Annotated in this window: 17 protein-coding genes; 14 read left to right on the top strand and 3 right to left on the bottom strand. The window is 59.5% G+C overall.

Annotation, left to right across the window (positions count from 1 at the left end):
• Positions 1–62 precede the first annotated feature (62 nt).
• Positions 63–614, top strand: a complete 552-nt coding sequence (locus LOC68_RS13655; RefSeq protein ID WP_230219486.1) for a DUF4253 domain-containing protein — start codon at positions 63–65, stop codon at positions 612–614.
• A 28-nt stretch (positions 615–642) separates the two neighbouring features.
• Here the strand turns inward: LOC68_RS13655 and LOC68_RS13660 are convergent, their stop codons facing one another.
• Positions 643–1,014 (bottom strand): hypothetical protein, encoded by a 372-nt coding sequence (locus LOC68_RS13660; protein ID WP_230219488.1) that lies wholly within the window; start codon positions 1,012–1,014, stop codon positions 643–645.
• A gap of 340 nt (positions 1,015–1,354) precedes the next feature.
• On the opposite strand from LOC68_RS13660, the gene LOC68_RS13665 reads away from it, so the two are divergent.
• The 4 genes from LOC68_RS13665 to LOC68_RS13680 are packed head-to-tail and all read left to right on the top strand — an operon-like array spanning position 1,355 to position 4,314.
• Positions 1,355–1,585 (top strand): FeoA family protein, encoded by a 231-nt coding sequence (locus LOC68_RS13665; RefSeq protein ID WP_230219497.1) that lies wholly within the window; start codon positions 1,355–1,357, stop codon positions 1,583–1,585.
• The gene (locus LOC68_RS13670) at positions 1,582–1,815 is read left to right on the top strand and encodes a FeoA family protein (RefSeq protein ID WP_230219499.1); all 234 of its coding nucleotides are present in this window, start codon (positions 1,582–1,584) and stop codon (positions 1,813–1,815) included. Before LOC68_RS13665 ends, LOC68_RS13670 begins: the two co-directional genes overlap by 4 nt.
• 21 nt (positions 1,816–1,836) lie before the next feature.
• Complete coding sequence (gene feoB, locus LOC68_RS13675; protein WP_230219501.1) at positions 1,837–4,068, top strand: ferrous iron transport protein B; 2,232 nt, start codon at positions 1,837–1,839, stop codon at positions 4,066–4,068.
• A gap of 39 nt (positions 4,069–4,107) precedes the next feature.
• Entirely contained in the window at positions 4,108–4,314 is a 207-nt protein-coding gene (locus LOC68_RS13680) for a hypothetical protein (protein WP_230219509.1), read from the top strand.
• Between the two features lie 93 nt (positions 4,315–4,407).
• Here the strand turns inward: LOC68_RS13680 and LOC68_RS13685 are convergent, their stop codons facing one another.
• The gene (locus tag LOC68_RS13685; RefSeq protein ID WP_230219511.1) at positions 4,408–5,343 is read right to left on the bottom strand and encodes a DUF4282 domain-containing protein; all 936 of its coding nucleotides are present in this window, start codon (positions 5,341–5,343) and stop codon (positions 4,408–4,410) included.
• A 232-nt stretch (positions 5,344–5,575) separates the two neighbouring features.
• Here LOC68_RS13685 and LOC68_RS13690 point away from each other — a divergent pair, with 232 nt between their 5' ends.
• From LOC68_RS13690 to LOC68_RS13725, 8 genes are all read left to right on the top strand, one after another.
• Positions 5,576–7,273, top strand: coding sequence for a M3 family oligoendopeptidase (locus LOC68_RS13690; RefSeq protein ID WP_230219513.1), 1,698 nt, complete (start codon positions 5,576–5,578; stop codon positions 7,271–7,273).
• 14 nt (positions 7,274–7,287) lie between these two features.
• Positions 7,288–8,472 (top strand): hypothetical protein, encoded by a 1,185-nt coding sequence (locus LOC68_RS13695; protein ID WP_230219515.1) that lies wholly within the window; start codon positions 7,288–7,290, stop codon positions 8,470–8,472.
• A 12-nt stretch (positions 8,473–8,484) separates the two neighbouring features.
• On the top strand, positions 8,485–9,627 hold the full coding sequence (locus LOC68_RS13700) for a YcxB family protein (protein WP_230219517.1): 1,143 nt from the start codon (positions 8,485–8,487) through the stop codon (positions 9,625–9,627).
• A gap of 73 nt (positions 9,628–9,700) precedes the next feature.
• A complete protein-coding gene (locus LOC68_RS13705; RefSeq protein ID WP_230219519.1) occupies positions 9,701–10,861 on the top strand; it encodes a hypothetical protein in 1,161 nt (386 codons plus the stop codon).
• 275 nt (positions 10,862–11,136) lie between these two features.
• On the top strand, positions 11,137–12,036 hold the full coding sequence (locus LOC68_RS13710; protein ID WP_230219521.1) for a hypothetical protein: 900 nt from the start codon (positions 11,137–11,139) through the stop codon (positions 12,034–12,036).
• Between the two features lie 218 nt (positions 12,037–12,254).
• Positions 12,255–13,490, top strand: coding sequence for a hypothetical protein (locus LOC68_RS13715; RefSeq protein WP_230219523.1), 1,236 nt, complete (start codon positions 12,255–12,257; stop codon positions 13,488–13,490).
• A gap of 379 nt (positions 13,491–13,869) precedes the next feature.
• Positions 13,870–14,292 carry a hypothetical protein gene (locus tag LOC68_RS13720; RefSeq protein ID WP_230219526.1) on the top strand — a complete coding sequence of 141 codons (423 nt, stop codon included), beginning with the start codon at positions 13,870–13,872 and terminating at the stop codon, positions 14,290–14,292.
• 73 nt (positions 14,293–14,365) lie between these two features.
• Positions 14,366–14,824 carry a response regulator gene (locus LOC68_RS13725; protein WP_230219528.1) on the top strand — a complete coding sequence of 153 codons (459 nt, stop codon included), beginning with the start codon at positions 14,366–14,368 and terminating at the stop codon, positions 14,822–14,824.
• A gap of 113 nt (positions 14,825–14,937) precedes the next feature.
• On the opposite strand, the gene def is transcribed toward LOC68_RS13725, so the two are convergent.
• The gene (gene def / locus LOC68_RS13730; RefSeq protein ID WP_230219530.1) at positions 14,938–15,522 is read right to left on the bottom strand and encodes a peptide deformylase; all 585 of its coding nucleotides are present in this window, start codon (positions 15,520–15,522) and stop codon (positions 14,938–14,940) included.
• 163 nt (positions 15,523–15,685) lie between these two features.
• Here def and LOC68_RS13735 point away from each other — a divergent pair, with 163 nt between their 5' ends.
• On the top strand, positions 15,686–17,239 hold the full coding sequence (locus LOC68_RS13735; RefSeq protein WP_230219532.1) for a hypothetical protein: 1,554 nt from the start codon (positions 15,686–15,688) through the stop codon (positions 17,237–17,239).
• Positions 17,240–17,275 lie beyond the last annotated feature (36 nt).

The following is a 17,275-nucleotide window of genomic DNA, read 5'->3' on the forward strand; positions in this document are numbered from 1 at the left end:
GGCCCAGGTAGCGGAAGCTACCTGGGCTAACCGTTTAAATCTATCGCACCTCAGGTAACCTGATGAATCTTGACGAGGCCGCCGCTTTGTTGGCGGAGCTATCTGGCCAGGAAGTCCGTCCCTACGCGACGCGTGATTTTGGTCGCGATCAAAACCCGGCAGCGCGCTCGGTCGCCGTTTCGCTCGACGACTCGTTCGAGATCCTTGGTGAGATTCGCCCGCAACTTGGACCGGGGATTCTGGCTTTCGTCGGCTGCACGCGCTCGCTGGCGGAAGGGGCTGATCCCGAGGGGAGCGAAGTGGTGGTCGCATGCGGCGACAATCAGTTCGACATCTTGCGGATCGCCCAGACTGATGCGGCGAACTTCGACATGGATACCGAAGATCTGGTGCGGAAGCTGCAAGAGTACGATGCGAAATTCGGCATCGACATCTTTCATGCCGAGACCGACACGATCCAGTTCCGCCTGTTGCAGCTACCCGACGATATGCCGGCGTTTTGCTCGGACTTGTACGAGTTCTGCCCCGATATCGTCGACCAGGGAGTCGAGTCGGAGGAAGAACTGGGGCGGATCATTTCGGAGTCAAGCGTCGTCTATCTTTGGTGGGACTGACGCGAGCGGTTTCCGCTTCGCCTCCAACTCAATCACGATTGGCGACGAAGAACAAATAGAGCAGACCCGGCAAAGCTCCCAGGCCTCCGCCTAGCATCAGTTCCAACTTAAAGAACGGCCAACCTTCAAGTAGCATCGAACGGGCGATAATGTACGCATGAACGCCCAGGACGGCGCCAACTCCGATGATGACGCCGGCAATCGTTCCGTGTAGCCAATTTTGCGTGTAGATCGCGACGCCGATCGCGCCGCCAAGACCGGCGATCGCCAGCCAGACTACATAGGGCAGGACGTTCCAGTCAGGCATAAAGCCGCCGGAGATGAGCGCACAAATCGTGATCACGATGACGGCGACCCAGCCGCCGATCTGTTCGTTCAGGGTTTCGCCCTCGTCACTCATTATCGCTTCCTAACAGGGGAATCTAAAAACACGATCGTCGCCGCCCAGCGGACGAACCCGGCCGATAGCAGGGGTACTCTACACCGCTACCTTGGACAAAAAAAGTACAGTCCATCGATGTGCTTTGACGCTCCAGTTGCGACTGCGTTCCCAGTGTCTGCCCAAAAACTTCGGTAGAACTTGGTAATCGCTCCGGCATTAACCACCTGGGAGACGGATCCATTGGCGCGATTCTCCGCTTTACTGAATCTAAAGTCTTGCATCGGGGTTGGTGAGCGGTTAAATTTTAATGCACGCGACTGAGATTTAATCTCAATACCAACAAGCCCACCTGATTACTATGATTCCTCTCGACATGCTACCGATCGGTCAGACGGCCGAAATCGCCGACGTCCTGGGTGACCTGAACGACGTGAAGCGTTTGGCCGAGATGGGAATGCGATGCGGAGCCGTCGTCCAGGTGGTCCAGCAAGGAAGTCCTTGCATCGTCCGTGTGAATGGATGCTCCCTCTGTTTCCGTGAGTGCGCCCACCTGCAAGTCTTCGTTCAGCCGGTCGCGACCGTCGCATGAAGACCCTCTCTGGCTTCAAAGTGGGTGATCGAGTCACCGTCAGCTCGATCGAAGGGGACGACGACATCTCGGTTCGCTTGCTCGAGATGGGTCTGGTGCCAGGGGTTGAACTAGAGGTCGTTGGTTACGCTCCGCTGGGGGACCCGATTGAGATCGAGTTGATCGGCTATCGGTTGTCGCTCCGCAAGTCCGAAGCGTCGCGCGTTCTGGTCACCGATAAATTCTCGTAGCCGCTTCTTTCCTGAGTTTTCATGTCGATTCAGCAGCAGACCGAACCAATTGCCGTCGCCCTGATCGGCAATCCAAACACCGGAAAGTCGACGCTATTCAACGCCCTCTCCGGCGTTCGTCAGCGGACCGGCAACTATCCGGGCGTGACGGTCGAAAAGAAACATGGAACCTTCCGCATCGACGACAAAGCGATCGAGCTGATCGACTTGCCCGGCTCCTACAGTCTGGCCCCGCGATCGCCGGACGAAATGGTCGCCGTCGACGTGCTGCTCGGCCGCTTACCGGCCGAACGGAAACCGCAAGCGGTGCTGGTGATCCTCGACGCCGGCAATCTTGAGCGCAACCTCTACATCCTCAGCCAAGTGCTCGAGCTTCGTCTGCCGACGATCGTCGCGCTGAACATGATCGACGCCGCCGCCGAAAAAGGGGTCACGGTCGATGTTGAGCTGCTGTCGCAGCGGCTCGGCGTTCCGGTCATCCCCACCCGCGCCAACCAAGGGGAAGGGGTTCAGGATCTCCGCAAAGCGCTCGCGAATATCGAACACCAAGCGCCCCCTGAGTACCCAAGTCCTTTTCCGCCGGCGTTTCGGGAAGAAGTGGCCGGACTGCAAGGACAACTCGTTTCCCGCAACGTCTCGGCGCCTCGATACCTGGTCGAGCGACTGCTGCTCGACACCAGCGGCTACCTCGAATGCGAACTTAAGCTCGGCGGCGAAGACTTTCACCAACTCATTGAAGAGGCCCGGAAACGTCTGAAAGAATCAGGCGCCCCGGTTCCTGCGGTCGAAGCGATGTCGCGCTACGGCTGGGTCCGCGAAACGCTGCGCGGCGTGGTCGAGCGGAAACCGGTTCCGCCGCCGCTCTCGGATCGAATCGATCGGGTGATGACCCATCCGATTTTCGGCACCATCTTCTTCGCCCTGCTGATGATGCTCGTCTTCACCACGGTCTTTAGCGACTATGTCGCCGGCGTGCCGATGGGGTGGATCGAAGCGGGATTTGAATGGCTCGGCGAACTGGTCGGCTCAAACCTGGCGGAAGGCCCGTTCCGCTCGCTGCTAGTCGACGGGGTGATCGCCGGCGTCGGCGGCGTGCTCGTCTTTCTGCCGCAGATTTGCATCCTGTTCTTCTTCATCGCGATCCTGGAAGACTGCGGCTACATGGCCCGCGCCGCTTACCTGATGGACCGCTTGTTCTCGAACATCGGCCTCAGCGGCAAGTCGTTCATTCCGCTGCTGTCATCCTTCGCGTGCGCGATCCCCGGCGTCATGGCGACCCGCGTAATCGAAAATCGCCGCGACCGCTTGGTGACGATGTTGATCGCGCCGCTGATGAGCTGCTCGGCTCGCATCCCGGTTTACGTGGTGATGATCGCGGCGTTCGTCCCGCCTTACTCATTCGCCGGCGGTCTGATCAATTCGCACGCGCTCACCTTCGCCGGGATGTACCTGGTTGGGATCGTGGCGGCGGTGATCGTCGCGTTCGTCCTGAAAAAGACGATCCTCCGCGGCGCGACTCCGCCGTTCGTGTTGGAATTGCCGTCGTACAAATGGCCGTCGATGAGCACCGTTGGCTTGCGCGTCGCCGAGAAAGGGTGGTCGTTCATTCGCCGTGCCGGGACGCTGATCTTTGCGTCGTCGGTATTGGTCTGGGCCGCCGCCTACTATCCGCACAACGAAGCGATCGTCGCTCCGGAGCTGGAGCGTCTGGCTGCGGTCGAAACCGAACTGGAACAAGCGACCGACGAGGAGAAAATCGCCGCGCTGGAAGAAGAACTAGCCGCCCTCGACCACCGCATCTCCGGCGCATTGCTTCGCGATAGCTATCTCGGTCGGGCAGGGCGGTGGATCGAACCGGTCGTTCGCCCGCTCGGTTGGGACTGGCGGATCGGCTGTGCGACGCTCGCGTCGTTTCCGGCTCGCGAAGTGATCATCGGCACGCTCGGGGTGATCTTCGACATGGGGGACGAGGAAGAAGCGGAATCGCTTCCACTGCGTGAGAAACTGCAGGCCGCCACCTGGGACGATACCGACAAACCGCTGTTCAATTTGCCGGTCGCGCTCTCGGTAATGGTCTTTTTCGCCCTTTGCGCCCAGTGTGCGGCGACCTTAGCGGTGATCAAACGCGAAACCAACTCTTGGCGATGGCCAATCTTCACTTTCGTCTACATGACGACGCTGGCCTACGTCGGAGCCTTCGCGATCTACAGAATCGCCGCTTTCTTGACCGAAACGCCGATCGTCTCCGTATAATAAGAGTCGTAGCAGGACCACTTATCTCGAGGCGTAAGCATGTCAGACGTATTACAGAACGTCGGCGTTCTCCTCTTTATCGCCGGTAGCGGGATTTACCTCACCATCTTGATGTGGCGTTCCGTCGGCAAGGAAGAGCCCGGCTGCGGCAGCGGATGCAAAAGCTGCACCTCCAAGCACCGCGGGCCGCACATCGGCACAACGCTGATCCAACTCGATACCAAGATCGTCGAGCCGAAAAGGTAGTCGACGATTTTTGCTCCAGCAAATGGCGCCATTACGCACAGGCAATGGCGCTGCGGCGCGAGCGACTCTCTCTGGCGCCCAGCTCGCGCCGTTTTAGTCCTTCTCTTCGCTTTGCGAGCGAATTGCCGCCAGATCTTCGACCGCTTGGAAGTAGGCGATCACCGCCTCCGCGCCGATCCGCAGCCCCAGAATCTTCAGCAGGGCGATAATGCCTCCAACGAAAAAGAAGGCGACAGCGCCGCCAACTGCGGCCATCAGTCCCTCGTTCGCCATTCCTGCGACGAAGATGACGCCGCTGATGCCGAGCCATCCCAGAACGATCAGCGCCAACCCAAGGTAGTAAACAATCTTGATCACCGACGGGGCGATCATCGTTTTGAAGCTGAAGAGCCCGCCGAGTCCTCCGCCTGAACTGGAACTGCCCGACGCGGCGCGCGCAGCCCGCCCCTTCCCCTTTTTCTTCTTTCCCTTGCCGGCGCCCTTTTCGTTGGGCGCGACGGAGATCATCTCCGAGATTTCCGGTTCCTCGCTCTTCGGTTCGACCGCCACGGCGACTGCGGCCGGAGGCGCCGGTGGCGGCGGAGGAGGCGCTGTGATCGACGGCGGGGTCGGCGTATCTTCATCGAAGGCGCGCGGCTCATCCCCGAGCGACGGAAATTGCGCTTCGCCGGTACTGCCGGTCGGATCAGGAAGTCGTGATGGAAGCGAGATCCCGTGATCGTCGTCCGCGGTTGTCGGAATCGAGGAGGTCACCTCGTCGGTCGGCGTCACCGGAATCCCCATCGGCACTTCGCCGGCAGCAGGTGTGGTCGGAGCCGCCGCAACCGGAGGGGCTGCGACCGGCGGCGGACCGCTTGGCAGCTCCAATCCGCGGACGCTCGACGCATGAACCCACGAACTTTCCCCCCTTCGCACGAGGGTCTCGGGCGTAATCTGCCCAGCGGCGGCAAGTTGCCGCATCTTCTTCGACGAAAACGGGCCTGTCTCCGGCGCATTTTCGTTTGCTTTCAGGTAGAATTCTTCGGCCATGAGTTTTCTCGGGGTGGGTCATCACGGCCAGAATGCCGGAGCGCCCACTCTGTGCCGTCCATCCATCTTGAACGCCGCGCTGCGTCAAGTCAAACAAACAATGGACCTGCTCGGTACAAGAAACCCAATGGTACTACTGCTCTTCGCCGCTAGACGCACTCCCGGTCGGCGGTTACGTTGAGCCGAGCGTGAGAAGAATCCGCGAGCCGTCCCACCTTCCCCATTTTCGACCATGGATGATTTTTCGAACTTCTGCCTCCCCAATCCCAACCTGGATGAGGTAACGGCAGAATACGCCACGCTCAAAACCGAGCTCGAGCTCGCATTAAGCGGCCCGGATACGTCCGATGATGCGCTACGAGCGGTCGTGTGCAAATGGGATCAGACGCGCCGCCGGCTGGAGTCGTGGAGCAACCTGGTCGAGATTCGCTTCAATCAAGAAACGCACGACCCCGACTTCAAAGCGGCGCAAGACTACCGCGACGAAATCGCCCCGAAGCTGACCGAGCTGAACGTCAACATCCAAAAGATGCTGGTCGAAACGCCGGTGCGGCCGCGGCTCGAAGCGATCTTCGGCGCGCATGCGTTCCAGCTGTGGGAAGTGCAGAACAGCACGTTTGATCCCTGCATCCATGACGACCTGGTTCAAGAGTCGAAGCTCGTCTCGCGCTACAACGAACTGACCGCCGGCGCGAAGGTGGAGTTCCAGGGAGAAGAGTACAACCTCTCGAGCATCTCGAAGTTCGAAGAGCATGCCGATCGGGACGTCCGCTACGGCGCGGCCCGCGCGATGTGGCAATGGTTCGCCGCCAATCGGGCCGAACTTGATCAGGTCTACGCCGATCTGGTCGCGATTCGCCACGGCATCGCCCAAAAGCTCGGCTACGACAGCTTCGTCGAACTCGCCTATCGCCGCATGTCGCGCACCGACTACGGTTCGGAAGACGTCGCGCGGTACCGCGAAGAAGTGCGCGAGCATGTCGTCCCTCTCTGCCGCGAGATCCACCGCACGCAGGAAGATACCCTGAATCTCGAGGACTTGATGTTCTGGGATGAAGGGCTGTTCGATAGCGCCGGCAATCCGGCGCCGCTCGGCACGTACGAGCAGCAGATCGAAATGGCGCAGAAGATGTTCAACGACATGAACGTCGATCTCGGCAAGTTCTTCCAGGTAATGTGCGACAAGAACCTGCTCGACCTGAAGATTCGCCCCTGGAAGGCAGGCGGCGGTTTCTGCTCGAGCTTGCCGAGCGAAGAGCTGCCGTTCATCTTCGCCAACTTCAACGGCTCGAAGGGGGACGTCGAAGTCTTCACGCACGAGATGGGGCATGCGTTCCAGTGCTACAGCAGCTTTGACGGCGCGGCCCTGCTCGAACATGTCTGGCCGACCTACGAAGCGTGCGAAATTCACTCGATGAGTCTCGAGTTTCTCACCTGGCCGCACATGGAAATGTTCTTTGGCGACGCCGCCGAACGTTTCCGCCGCATTCATCTGCTGACGTCGCTCTTGTTCCTGCCGTACGGCGTGGCGGTCGATCACTTCCAGCATGCGATCTTCGCCGAGCCGGACGCGACGCCCGAACGTCGGCATGCGATCTGGCAAGAGATGGAACGGCTTTACCTGCCGGACACCAACTACGGCGACTTGCCCCACGTTTCCAGCGGCGGCCGTTGGCAGCAAAAGCGGCACATCTACATGTCGCCGTTCTATTACATCGACTACACCCTGGCCCAGTGCTGTGCGCTCCAGTTCTGGGTTCGCTCAGAACGGGACTTCGCCACGGCGATGCACGACTACGTCGACCTCTGCAAACGGGGCGGAACGATGCCCTTCTCGGGCTTGGTCGACAGCGCCGGTCTGAAAAACCCGTTCAAACCCGGCAGCTTGAAGGAAGTGGTGCAGCAAGCCCGCGAGTACTTGAAGCTGTAATCCCGGCGAGGGTGATGGAAGTTGAGTTTGAAACCAACGATGCGGACCGGCTGGCTTTTCAAGAAGCGGCGCCTCCGCCGTCGTGGTGGATGGAGCTCGCCGTCTTTTTCGGCCTGTTCCTCGTCTACTGCGGTCCGGCGTTTCTCCCTTACTTTGTCAGCGGCCGCCCGATCTCGGGCGCCATCTTCCTGGCCATCTTCTCCGCGATCTGGATCTGGATGCTCATTCACGCCAAACGGCAAGAGCGAAAGAAATTCCTCACCGGCAACCGCATTCGCATCCACCTTGATCCGCGAGGGCTCGTCGAGGGAGAAGAGCACGCAACGTCCTGGGTCGCCTGGTCGCTGTTTGAAAAGGTCAATACTTTACCTGGCGCCATTCAGCTGCTGTTGAAGACCAAAACGCATCTGTTGATTCCGACGCGCGCCTTCGCCTCGGAAGAAGAGAAAACGCGATTCGTCGAACTCGCGGAACAATATCGTGCCGCTGCGAGCGATTCGCCGGGAGCAGATTTTCCGTCCCAGGAAGACGAAGGCTTTCCGACTTGGGCTCGCGGAATCACGCAATCGATCGACTATCAGAACAAGGCCGACGAACTGGCCTTCGTCGCCAATAACGGCGTCCCTCCCACCAAACGACCGAACGTCTATGTGAGCACGCTCCTCAGTTTCGCCTGGCTCTCCGGCGCCCTTGGAGTTTTCGCACTGGGGATAGCGTATCCTGCGCCGACCGCTACCGCGTCCCCTCCGGCTCGCGACTTGGGGGGCGACTTCGGCATTCTCATGTGTTTTGCGTCGGTCGTCTGGTTTGTCGCCGCGCTGATCGGCACTTCGACCGTGGTTCGGTGGGTGAATCGCATCCGCATGCCGGCGACGTTCCTGACGCCGCGACGACTGACGATGGGGGCGAAAGGCTACTTCCTCCAATCCTCCCTGATGACCCTCTGCGGCGATTGGAAGAACCTGTCGCAGGTCGATCAAAACGTCGAGTTTCTCGCCTTGAAGAATCAATATCAGCAGCACATCTGCGTCGTCCCCAAAAAAGCCTTCCCCACGCCGCAACTGGCCCAAGAATTCGCCGACGAGGCGCAGCTATACTGGCAGGATGCCCAACAACCGGAGGAAGCGGAAGTCGCCGACGACGCGATTGCGGCGGAAGCGGCCGACGGCGATAACCCGTTTCGATCTCCCCATGCCTAAATTCAAAGCCTTATGCAAGTCGAGTTCGAAAGTCATTCCCACGATGCGGCCGCCATCTCGGGCGTCGGCAGTTCGCAGCAAACCTGGCGGACCAATCTGCTGTTGATCGTTTGCGGCGTGCTCGTAGGTCTTCCCGGCGTGATCCCGTCCCTGGTGCTCGGATTTCGCTGGGTCGCGCTGATGATTGGGATCGTCTATTTCAGCGTGCTGTTTCAATATGCGAAGCGGCTATTGCAGAAACCGGATGACGTTTACGCGCCGGCCGCCGGCGTGATCCGCTTTCGTTTGAATCCCAACTACCTGGAGCATGAGTTCCAGTGGAACCGGGGCCGGACCGCCTGGTCGCATATTCAAGAGATCGTCATTCACGACAGCTTCCTGCACATCCACGTCGACTCGGCGATCTCGTTCGTCATTCCACGGCGTGCGTTCGGCGCGGTTGACGACATGCGTGAGTTCGCCCAGACGGCTCAGTCGTATCTCGCCGCCGCCCGCACCGCGTCGTTGCCCGCGATCGGCTTGTACGACGACGACTTCTTCGTCGCCTGGACGCGCGAAGCGGGCCTGAGCGTCGAGTATCAAACCGCTCGATCCGACTGGGCGTACGCGCTCGAAAAGGGAAGCTCCGATCCGAACTGGCGCAGCTGGATTTCGCGAGTCGCGCGGAACTCGTTCTACCTGGTCCTATTCGTTGCGATGATGTTCATGGCGTTCAACGTGCAGCACATCGGCTTCGCCGCGTTTTCGCTCGTCGCCTCGGCGATCTTCTGGTACGTCGGGACGATTTCGCTGCTGTTCCTTATGCGAGAGAAGCGCCGGGAACGTACGGTTCCCGATCAATGGCTGGCGAAACAGAACCTCTTCATCTCACCGGCCGGCGTCATCAGCATGACGTCGTTCGCCATCTATTGCTCGAACTGGCAGTATTACGAAAGCATCCTGCACGATACCGGGTTCATCTACTTCGTCGCCGACGGCCAGGTCTGCGTCCTCGCGCCAAAGGACTCGTTTCCCACCTACGGTCAGGCCCAACATTTCGCCCAGGAAGCGATCGTGTGGCACGAGACGGCGCTAAAACCCAAGCAGGAAGAAGAGCCGACCGACGATTCGCCCCTGGTGGATGAAGAAAACCCGTATCGCTCTCCCAAAGCTTGAGCGGCGCCGCGAAGTGGGGCACAATGGCGCCACCCCTTAGGCGGTCCTCTTCTCCTTTCGCTGGCAGCTCGTGATGGAAGTCATATACGAAAACCAACCGGAAGACATTCAATACGCCCTCCGTTCGCAGTCGAAGTGGAAGGTCCTCGAGGCTCGGTTGACCGCGCCGCTGCTGGTCTTCCTCTCCGCCGCGCCGGCCTGCAGTCTGCTCATCGCGTCGCGATTTTCGAGCGTCGGCTTTGTGATGTTGTTCGCGATGACGGGGAGCGCGTTTTGGATCCTCTGGAAGACGCGGCTCCTGTTTCGGGCCGGCAAGGTGACCCGCGGTCGCATTCGGATGTGGATCACTCCCAGCTTCCTTGAACTGGAACATCCCGAGTTTCGCTCGCGGCAAGCGTGGCAGTCGCTCGAATCGGTGCAGCGCGTCGACGACGCCATCGTCATGATGCAGCCGTTGGGGCGGGGCTACATCATTCGCGAGCATTATTTTGAATCGCCGGAAGCGGCTCAGCAATTCTTGGAAACGGCCAGCAGCTATCTCGCCGCGGCGAACGAGATCGATCCGGCGATCGGCGATCGCTCGATCCTCCCCGCTTGGACCAATGCCCAGACGCACCATTCCGTCTCGTATCAAAACACGATCGCCCAGTGGACCTGGTCGCTGAAGACGTTCGGCAAGGCGAAAAAGTCGTGGCTCGGCTACCTCTATCCGATTTCCTTCGCAATTCTCTCGACAGGCTTGCTCGCCTTTTTGGTGATCCGCGATCTGCAAAAGCCTACAGGCCAGGCTCCCTTCTCATCGCTGCTGGAGATGCTGTTGCTCCTCTTTCTCCCCTTGGTCTCGATCGCCTATACGTTTTCGACCCTTTTGCTGCTGCGCGAACTGGCCAATCGCCTCCGAATTCCTCCCTCCTGGCTGGAGCCGCGTACCCTCGAGATTTATCCGCAGGGATTCGTCTCCCAATCGCAGCGGGCAATGTCGGCCATTCGCTGGCCGGTCGTCGGCGACGCCGTTCGCAACAACGAACTTCTTTGCATCAACGACGTAGCAGGGGTTCCGGCGATCATCGTCCCGGTATCGGCCTTCCCCGACGAGTCGGCGGCCGAAGCGTTCCTGGACGATATGGTGGCATGGAACAGTTCGGCGATCGAAGCCGCCAATGTGACCGACGATGAATTGGTCACCGCGGAAATCGTCGACGACGCGAATCCTTTTCGTTCGCCGCATGCCTAGGCGAAACTCCGATGGAAGTCGAATTCGAGAACCAGCCGGAAGACGTTCGGCATTTGGCTAGGGCGTTACCAAAGGCGACAGTCGCTGCGTCTCTGCTAACCATGCCTCTGTTCGCGTTGCTCTCCGCAGTCCCGGCTTTCGCGATTCTCCCATCCTCGCGTTTCTGGGCAATCGGCGCGACCGGACTTGCCGTAGCCTTCTATTTGGCCGGTTGGCTCTCTTTCCGGGCGCTGAATGAGCTTCGCAGAACGACGTTCGTGCCCGGAAAAGTGCGAATGCGAATTTCGCCCGATTTCCTGGAATTGGAACATGTTGACTTTCGCGTGCGCCAATCGTGGCTCGCCATCGACTCGGTGTCGCATGTCGATCACGCGCTGGTGATCACTTACCCGCTAGAACGCTACTACATTATCGAAGATCGCCATTTCGTCGCTCCCGAAGCGGCTCGCGAATTCGCTGCGGCGGCGCACGCCTATCATGCCGCAGCGCGCGACATTCCCACCATGGATGATTCCTTCCTGCCGGAGTGGACTCACGACGACCAACGCTTCTCAGTCACCTATAGCAACGTCGCAACCGACTGGACCGGGGCGATGAAATCGGTCGGTATCTCGCGGAAAACGATTTACGACTACGGTGTCGCGTTTTTGTTTTGGGCCGCAAGCAATGGACTTCTCGCCTATCTGTCCTATTTCGACTTCGGCCAACGCTTAAAGAGCGGAGTGATTACTCCGTTCCACGCATTACAACAATTCGCATTAGTCGCCGTGATCCTGGTATTCGCCTATGGAACTTCATTCGCGATGTTGATGCTGGTTCGAGAGGTGATCAATCGCTGGCGAGTCCCCGCTACGTTGCTAACGAAAAGAACCGTCGAAATTACGCCGCGAGGTGTGGTCGAGCGTAGTCCATTGTCGATCGTCGCATTGCGCTGGCCTGCCGTGGGGCAAGTCTCCTTCCCCTTCAAGTTGATTCATATCCGAGACCTGCAACAAAAGTCGGCGATCCGCATTCCGTTCGACGCGTTTCCCGGTCTCGCCCAGGCCAGCGACTTTTCCGCTCACGTGGACGGTTGGAAGCGGCGAGACGACCTGACGCACGAAGAGGAAAAGGACTCGCTTCCGCTCGCTCCCATGCCCGACGACGAAAATCCTTACCGTTCTCCTCAAACCTGACCGCGATTGCGCGAGTAGTGTTAGTAGCCGACTCCTCGCCGAATCGGTCGTAACGATTGCCCCGTTTGCAGCAATCGGGCCGGGCCGATTGTCGGGGGTCAGGGACCTTCTGCGTGTCCCTCTCCCGCGACGACGTCATTTCCATGCCATGTTGAAGATGGAAGACGTCCCTCCGCGGCGTCCCGTATTTGTCGCTTCGTCATGGAGAACTGGCCGCCATGTTGCGTCTTACTTCACTCTCGATCACCCTTGCTCTTCTGCTTGTCGCTCCGCTCACCGTGGAAGCGGGGCCGCGCGGCGGCGCTCGTCCTTCCGGCGGCGGCAATCTCGGTGGCGCTCGGCCCTCAGGCGGAAGCTTCAGCGGCGGCAACTTTAGCGGCGGCCAAAACCTCAGCAATCTTTCGCGACCGAGCGCCGGCGGCAGCAACCTGGGAAGCGGCGATCGCAGCCTGCAAAACCTGGGCGGCAACTCTCGCTTGTCGAGCGCCCTGGAAGGGAGCAACCTCGACAAGTTCCAAGGAAGCGGCGCGTCGCTCGGCGATCGCAACGCCATTGGCAGTGGTCGCCCGAGCAATGATCAGCTCAACAACTTCCTCGGCTTGGACGGCGCTCGCGACAATGTGAACCCGGCCAATCGCGATCTGAGCGACCGCAATCTGACCGAAAACAACCTGAACCTGACCGACCGCAATGTGACCGATCGCGACGTCGACGCTCGTCAGACGAACATTCGTCAGAACAACACGAACGTGAACGACCGCAACGTCAACATCAACAACAACCAGATCAACGTCAACGCTCGCAACGGGCAGATCTACAACAACGTCAGCGGCTACTGGAACAACGGACCGAAACCGTTCTCCCCGGCCTGGTACGCCGGCCATCCGAACGCCTGGCAGTACAAGTATCCGCACGCCGACGCTTGGGCGGCGGCCAGTTTCGGCGCTCTGGCCGGCTGGATCGTCGGATCTGCGGCGACGCCGACCACCTACGTCTACAGCGACTCGTACTACTACCCAGAAGGGGCGACCGTCGAAGACCAGACCGCCTACGCCACCCAACAAGCGGCCGACGCTTCGCAGTTGGCCTCGACCGCGAATGAAGTGGGCGCCGACGACGGCGAACAATGGATGCCGCTGGGGGTCTACGCGATCGTCGACAGCCCCGACGCGACCTCGTCGAAGATGCTGCTGCAATTGGCGGTCAGCAAGTCGGGCGGGATCGCCGGAACCTACTACCACGCGTTGACCGGCAACAGTCAGCCGGTCCATGGCGCCGTCGATCTGAAGACGCAGCAAGTCGCCTGGCAGATCGGCGACAACCAAAGCGTCACCTTCCAGACCGATCTGGATAGCCTGACGAAGGACCAAACCCCGGTCCTGATCCACTACGCTAGCGGCCAGACCGAGAAGGTCGAGATGGTCCGGATGCCGGACGATTCGACAAAATCGTAAGGCGGACCGCAAACCCTAAACTTAAAAGGGGAGCCGTTTACGGCTCCCCTTTTTTTATTGCTAAAGATCCTGGCGACTCTCGCCGCCCACATGCGCAGCGGTTAGGCATTTTTCTTCATGAACCGCGAAAAAGTCGCGCATTATCAATTTCACCGATAGTGTCTGCGACCTAGCTTCTGAATTTCTTATTTTCCGCAAGCCATTAGCTGCTATCGGTTAACGACCGGACTTCGGCAGCCCGCATACGAATTGGCATAGATTTCGCCATAGCATTCTTCGCATGCGGCATTACGTCGCTGAGTCTCGCCGACCCTTCGCCGCTATCGGAACAGGGCGAGGGGTATATCCCTCAACCAAGGATGGATGAAAGGACACGAGCATGAATAGTCTCATCGCTGCGGGCCTTCTAACGCTCGCGATCGCCGGGGCCGCTCCCCAGGAAACGGCCGCCGTCGATAAAGTTGACCTGATTGAGGTCAACCACCTTTACGATCAACAAGGGCGTCATGTGATCGACCAGCTCATTTTTTATGACTGGGACAGTTCGCACGGCCGCTTCCAGGTTCGCGCCTGGCGGCTGATCAAAAGCCCCGGCCAAATGCCGCAGCGCGACTGGAGCAAAGACGCCTACGTCAGCTACTGGCGCGACATGCACGTCATGCGACGGGTCTACGCCAGTCGAATTCGGGAAACATGGACCACTTACGATCCGGAGGTGCTCGAGCGGGAAGTCTTGCCGATCGAATACCGCCAGGAGCTGAGCCAGGCCGCGCCGACCAGGCGCCGAGTCGCGGCGAACTAGCGTCATTCTCGTCTGCCGAGATTCCTCTTATAATTCCGTAGGAAACGAGATATTCGCCTACGGAAAGGGGCAGATGGCCGACACCAACAAAATCCTGATCGCCGACGATAATCAAGCCAACGTTGAACTGCTGGAAGCGTACCTCGCCGGGGTCGATTGCGAGACTGAAATCGCCGTCAACGGCCAAGATGCGCTCGACAAAGCGGCGTCGTTCAAGCCCGACTTGATCTTGCTCGACGTGATGATGCCGAAGCTGAGCGGTTTTGAAGTTTGCCAGAAACTGAAGAGCGACCCCGCCACCTCGCGGATCATGATCCTGATGGTGACGGCGCTCAACGAATTAGGAGACATCGAACGTGCGGTTACTGCCGGAACGGATGATTTCCTCTCGAAGCCCGTCAACAAAGTCGAGCTGCTCAAGCGGGTCTCGAACATGCTCCGCATCAAAGACATGCAAGACGAAAACGAACGCCTCCGGCGGTACATCGAAGACATGGAAAACGAATCGGGACACGAACCCGAAGGGACGTGAGCCGAAGGGGGACGCGTAAGGCGTTCACCCAGAAAAAACGCCCCAACATGGCGAACCATTCGTAGTTCGCCATGTTGGGGCGTTATGCGTTTGTTCGTCGTTCCCCATCGCCGTTAGCAATACGTCTCTTCATACTGCTGCCGCCGTTCGGCGATCTCTTCGTCGGTCGGCAATCCGCCGACATCCTTGCGACTCTTGTAGTCGATCACGAACTCTTCGATGTCGTAGGCGATCTCTTGCAGCGCGGCCGGTTGCATCCGGTCGAAGAACATGATCCCGTCCAAGTGATCGGTTTCGTGCTGCACGACGCGGGCCAGCATGCCGTCGATTCGCTTGCTGAAGAGTTGACCTTGCAGGTTGTAGGCGTCGAGCTGGATCTCGGCTGGGCGCTTCACCGGTCCATAGACCTGCGGCAAGCTCAAGCAGCCTTCTTCCCCTTCCTCGTTCCCTTTCGGGCGCGAGATGACCGGGTTGATGAAGACCAGCTCTTCTCCTTCCCCCTTCGTGCCGGAGAGGTTCACCACGAACAGACGAATCGGCAGGTCAACCTGGTTGGCGGCCAGTCCGATGCCTCGGTTCTCGTACATCAGCTCGAACATCTCGTCGACGATCTTGCGCAGATCAGCGTCGACCCGTTTGACCGGTTTCGATTTGTAACGCAGCGTGGGATGCGGATAATGAACGACTTGCAGCGGCAACGGACAACTCCTCAAAGAGCCACTTTCCACCTCGGGAAAATGGGGACGGCGATAATCCTTGAATTATAAGGGAAATCTCCGCTCGGGGGAGGATGCCCAGCAACGTCGGGCGCTCGGATCGTCCCCTTTTCGCGGCAATCGCGTCATCCACGCGGGGAAAACCATGGTCAGTCTCACCGGGCAGTTCTCCTGGCGCCAGTTTTTGCAGCGATACGCAGCGGCGTTTCTGCTGTCGGGCGGTTCGTTGGCGACGGCGATCGTCTCGCTGACTGGCAATTTTCCGGGGCAATATCTCATCGGCGGCATGACCCTGATCATCGGCGTCGCCGGGTTGCTGACGATCTTGATCTGGATCATGAGCCTGCTCACCTGGTTCGAAGCCGACGAAACGAACCTCACCTTCACCCGGCCGCTTCGCGCGCGTCGGTCGGTTCCGCTCGATGACGTCGTTGATATGCCGGCCTGGGAAACCAATCAACACGGCGTCCGCATTCGACTGCGCGACGGCAGTTCGATCTACATCGACTTTCGCTCGCTGGAGAACGGCCTGGAACTTGCCAAGCTTTGTCTCGCCCAGGTCCAGCGCGGCAGCGATCGGCTGGAAGGGAATCTCGACATCGCGTCGGTTGCGACCGTAATGGTCAAACAGATCTTCGTCGTCATCTTGCTGATCGGACTCTCCCTCTTCGGCATGATGATGCTGGCGCTCGGCATCGGCCGACCCGGCGTGCAGATGCAAACGCCGTGGGTCTTTCTCGCGCTCGCCGTCGTCACCAGCGGGCTGAGTCTGACCGGCGGCTACTATCTGGTGCTGCGTCCCTGGCTTGGGACGATTCGCTGGTTCCGGCTCGAGAATGAGCTGCTCAGCTTTCGGACCGTTCTGTGGCCAACGGTCCACCAGCAATACTTGAACCAACTGGAAAGCGTCAAAACGCATCGCCCTCATTCGTCCGGTTCCGAGACCGACGTCCGGACGGCGATCCACTTTCGCGACGGCATGCAGGTACGCTTGCCGGTCGGTTTGCTCCCAGGCGCCGAACGGCTGATCGATCTCTTGAAGTCAGAACTTGAGCAGCGCGATGCGGCTCACCTGCCTCCCGCCAAAGAAACGCCGCTGACGGCGCATCCCCTTTTGCCGCAAGTGCGCCCCCATCTGCAACCGGGCGAAGAGGTCTACTACCTCGGCCGATCCGACCTGAACAAGCAGTGGAGCGAAACGCTCGGAGAGATGGCGTTTGGCGGCATCCTGGCGATTGTGGGCGGAGCCGGAGCGGTCATTTCTATTTGGACGGCGATTGCCGAACAGTCGCCGTTCGTTCTGATCATGACGCTTGTCTCCAGCCTCTTCATCGCCGTCGGCTGGCGGGGCCTGCTCGCTCCCTATTTCAAAAGACGACTCCAGGAAAAGATGCTCTACGCGGTCACCAGCCAACGAGTCCTGGTTTTGAATGGCTGCTTCTGGGGAGACGTGACGGCGCCGATGTTAGCCGACGAGGCGGAACGGACTTTCACCATCGACGAAGTCCGCAACTACGAAGTCGAAACCAAGGGACGCGACATCGCCTTTAGCGGGCGGTGGATCAGCGGGCGGAAGAATCGCAAGTATTGGGTTCACCAAGGGTTTCTGGCGCCCGACAATTTCGACGCCGCCCTCTCGGCGATTCGTCGCCTGCTCTCCGAAAACCCCCGCGATTGCGACAAGCCGACCGCCGTTTAGATGGCTCGCGCTTCCTCGAAATCGGTTCCCCTCCCC

The sequence above is a fragment of the Blastopirellula sediminis genome (assembly GCF_020966755.1).
Taxonomy (GTDB): domain Bacteria; phylum Planctomycetota; class Planctomycetia; order Pirellulales; family Pirellulaceae; genus Blastopirellula; species Blastopirellula sediminis.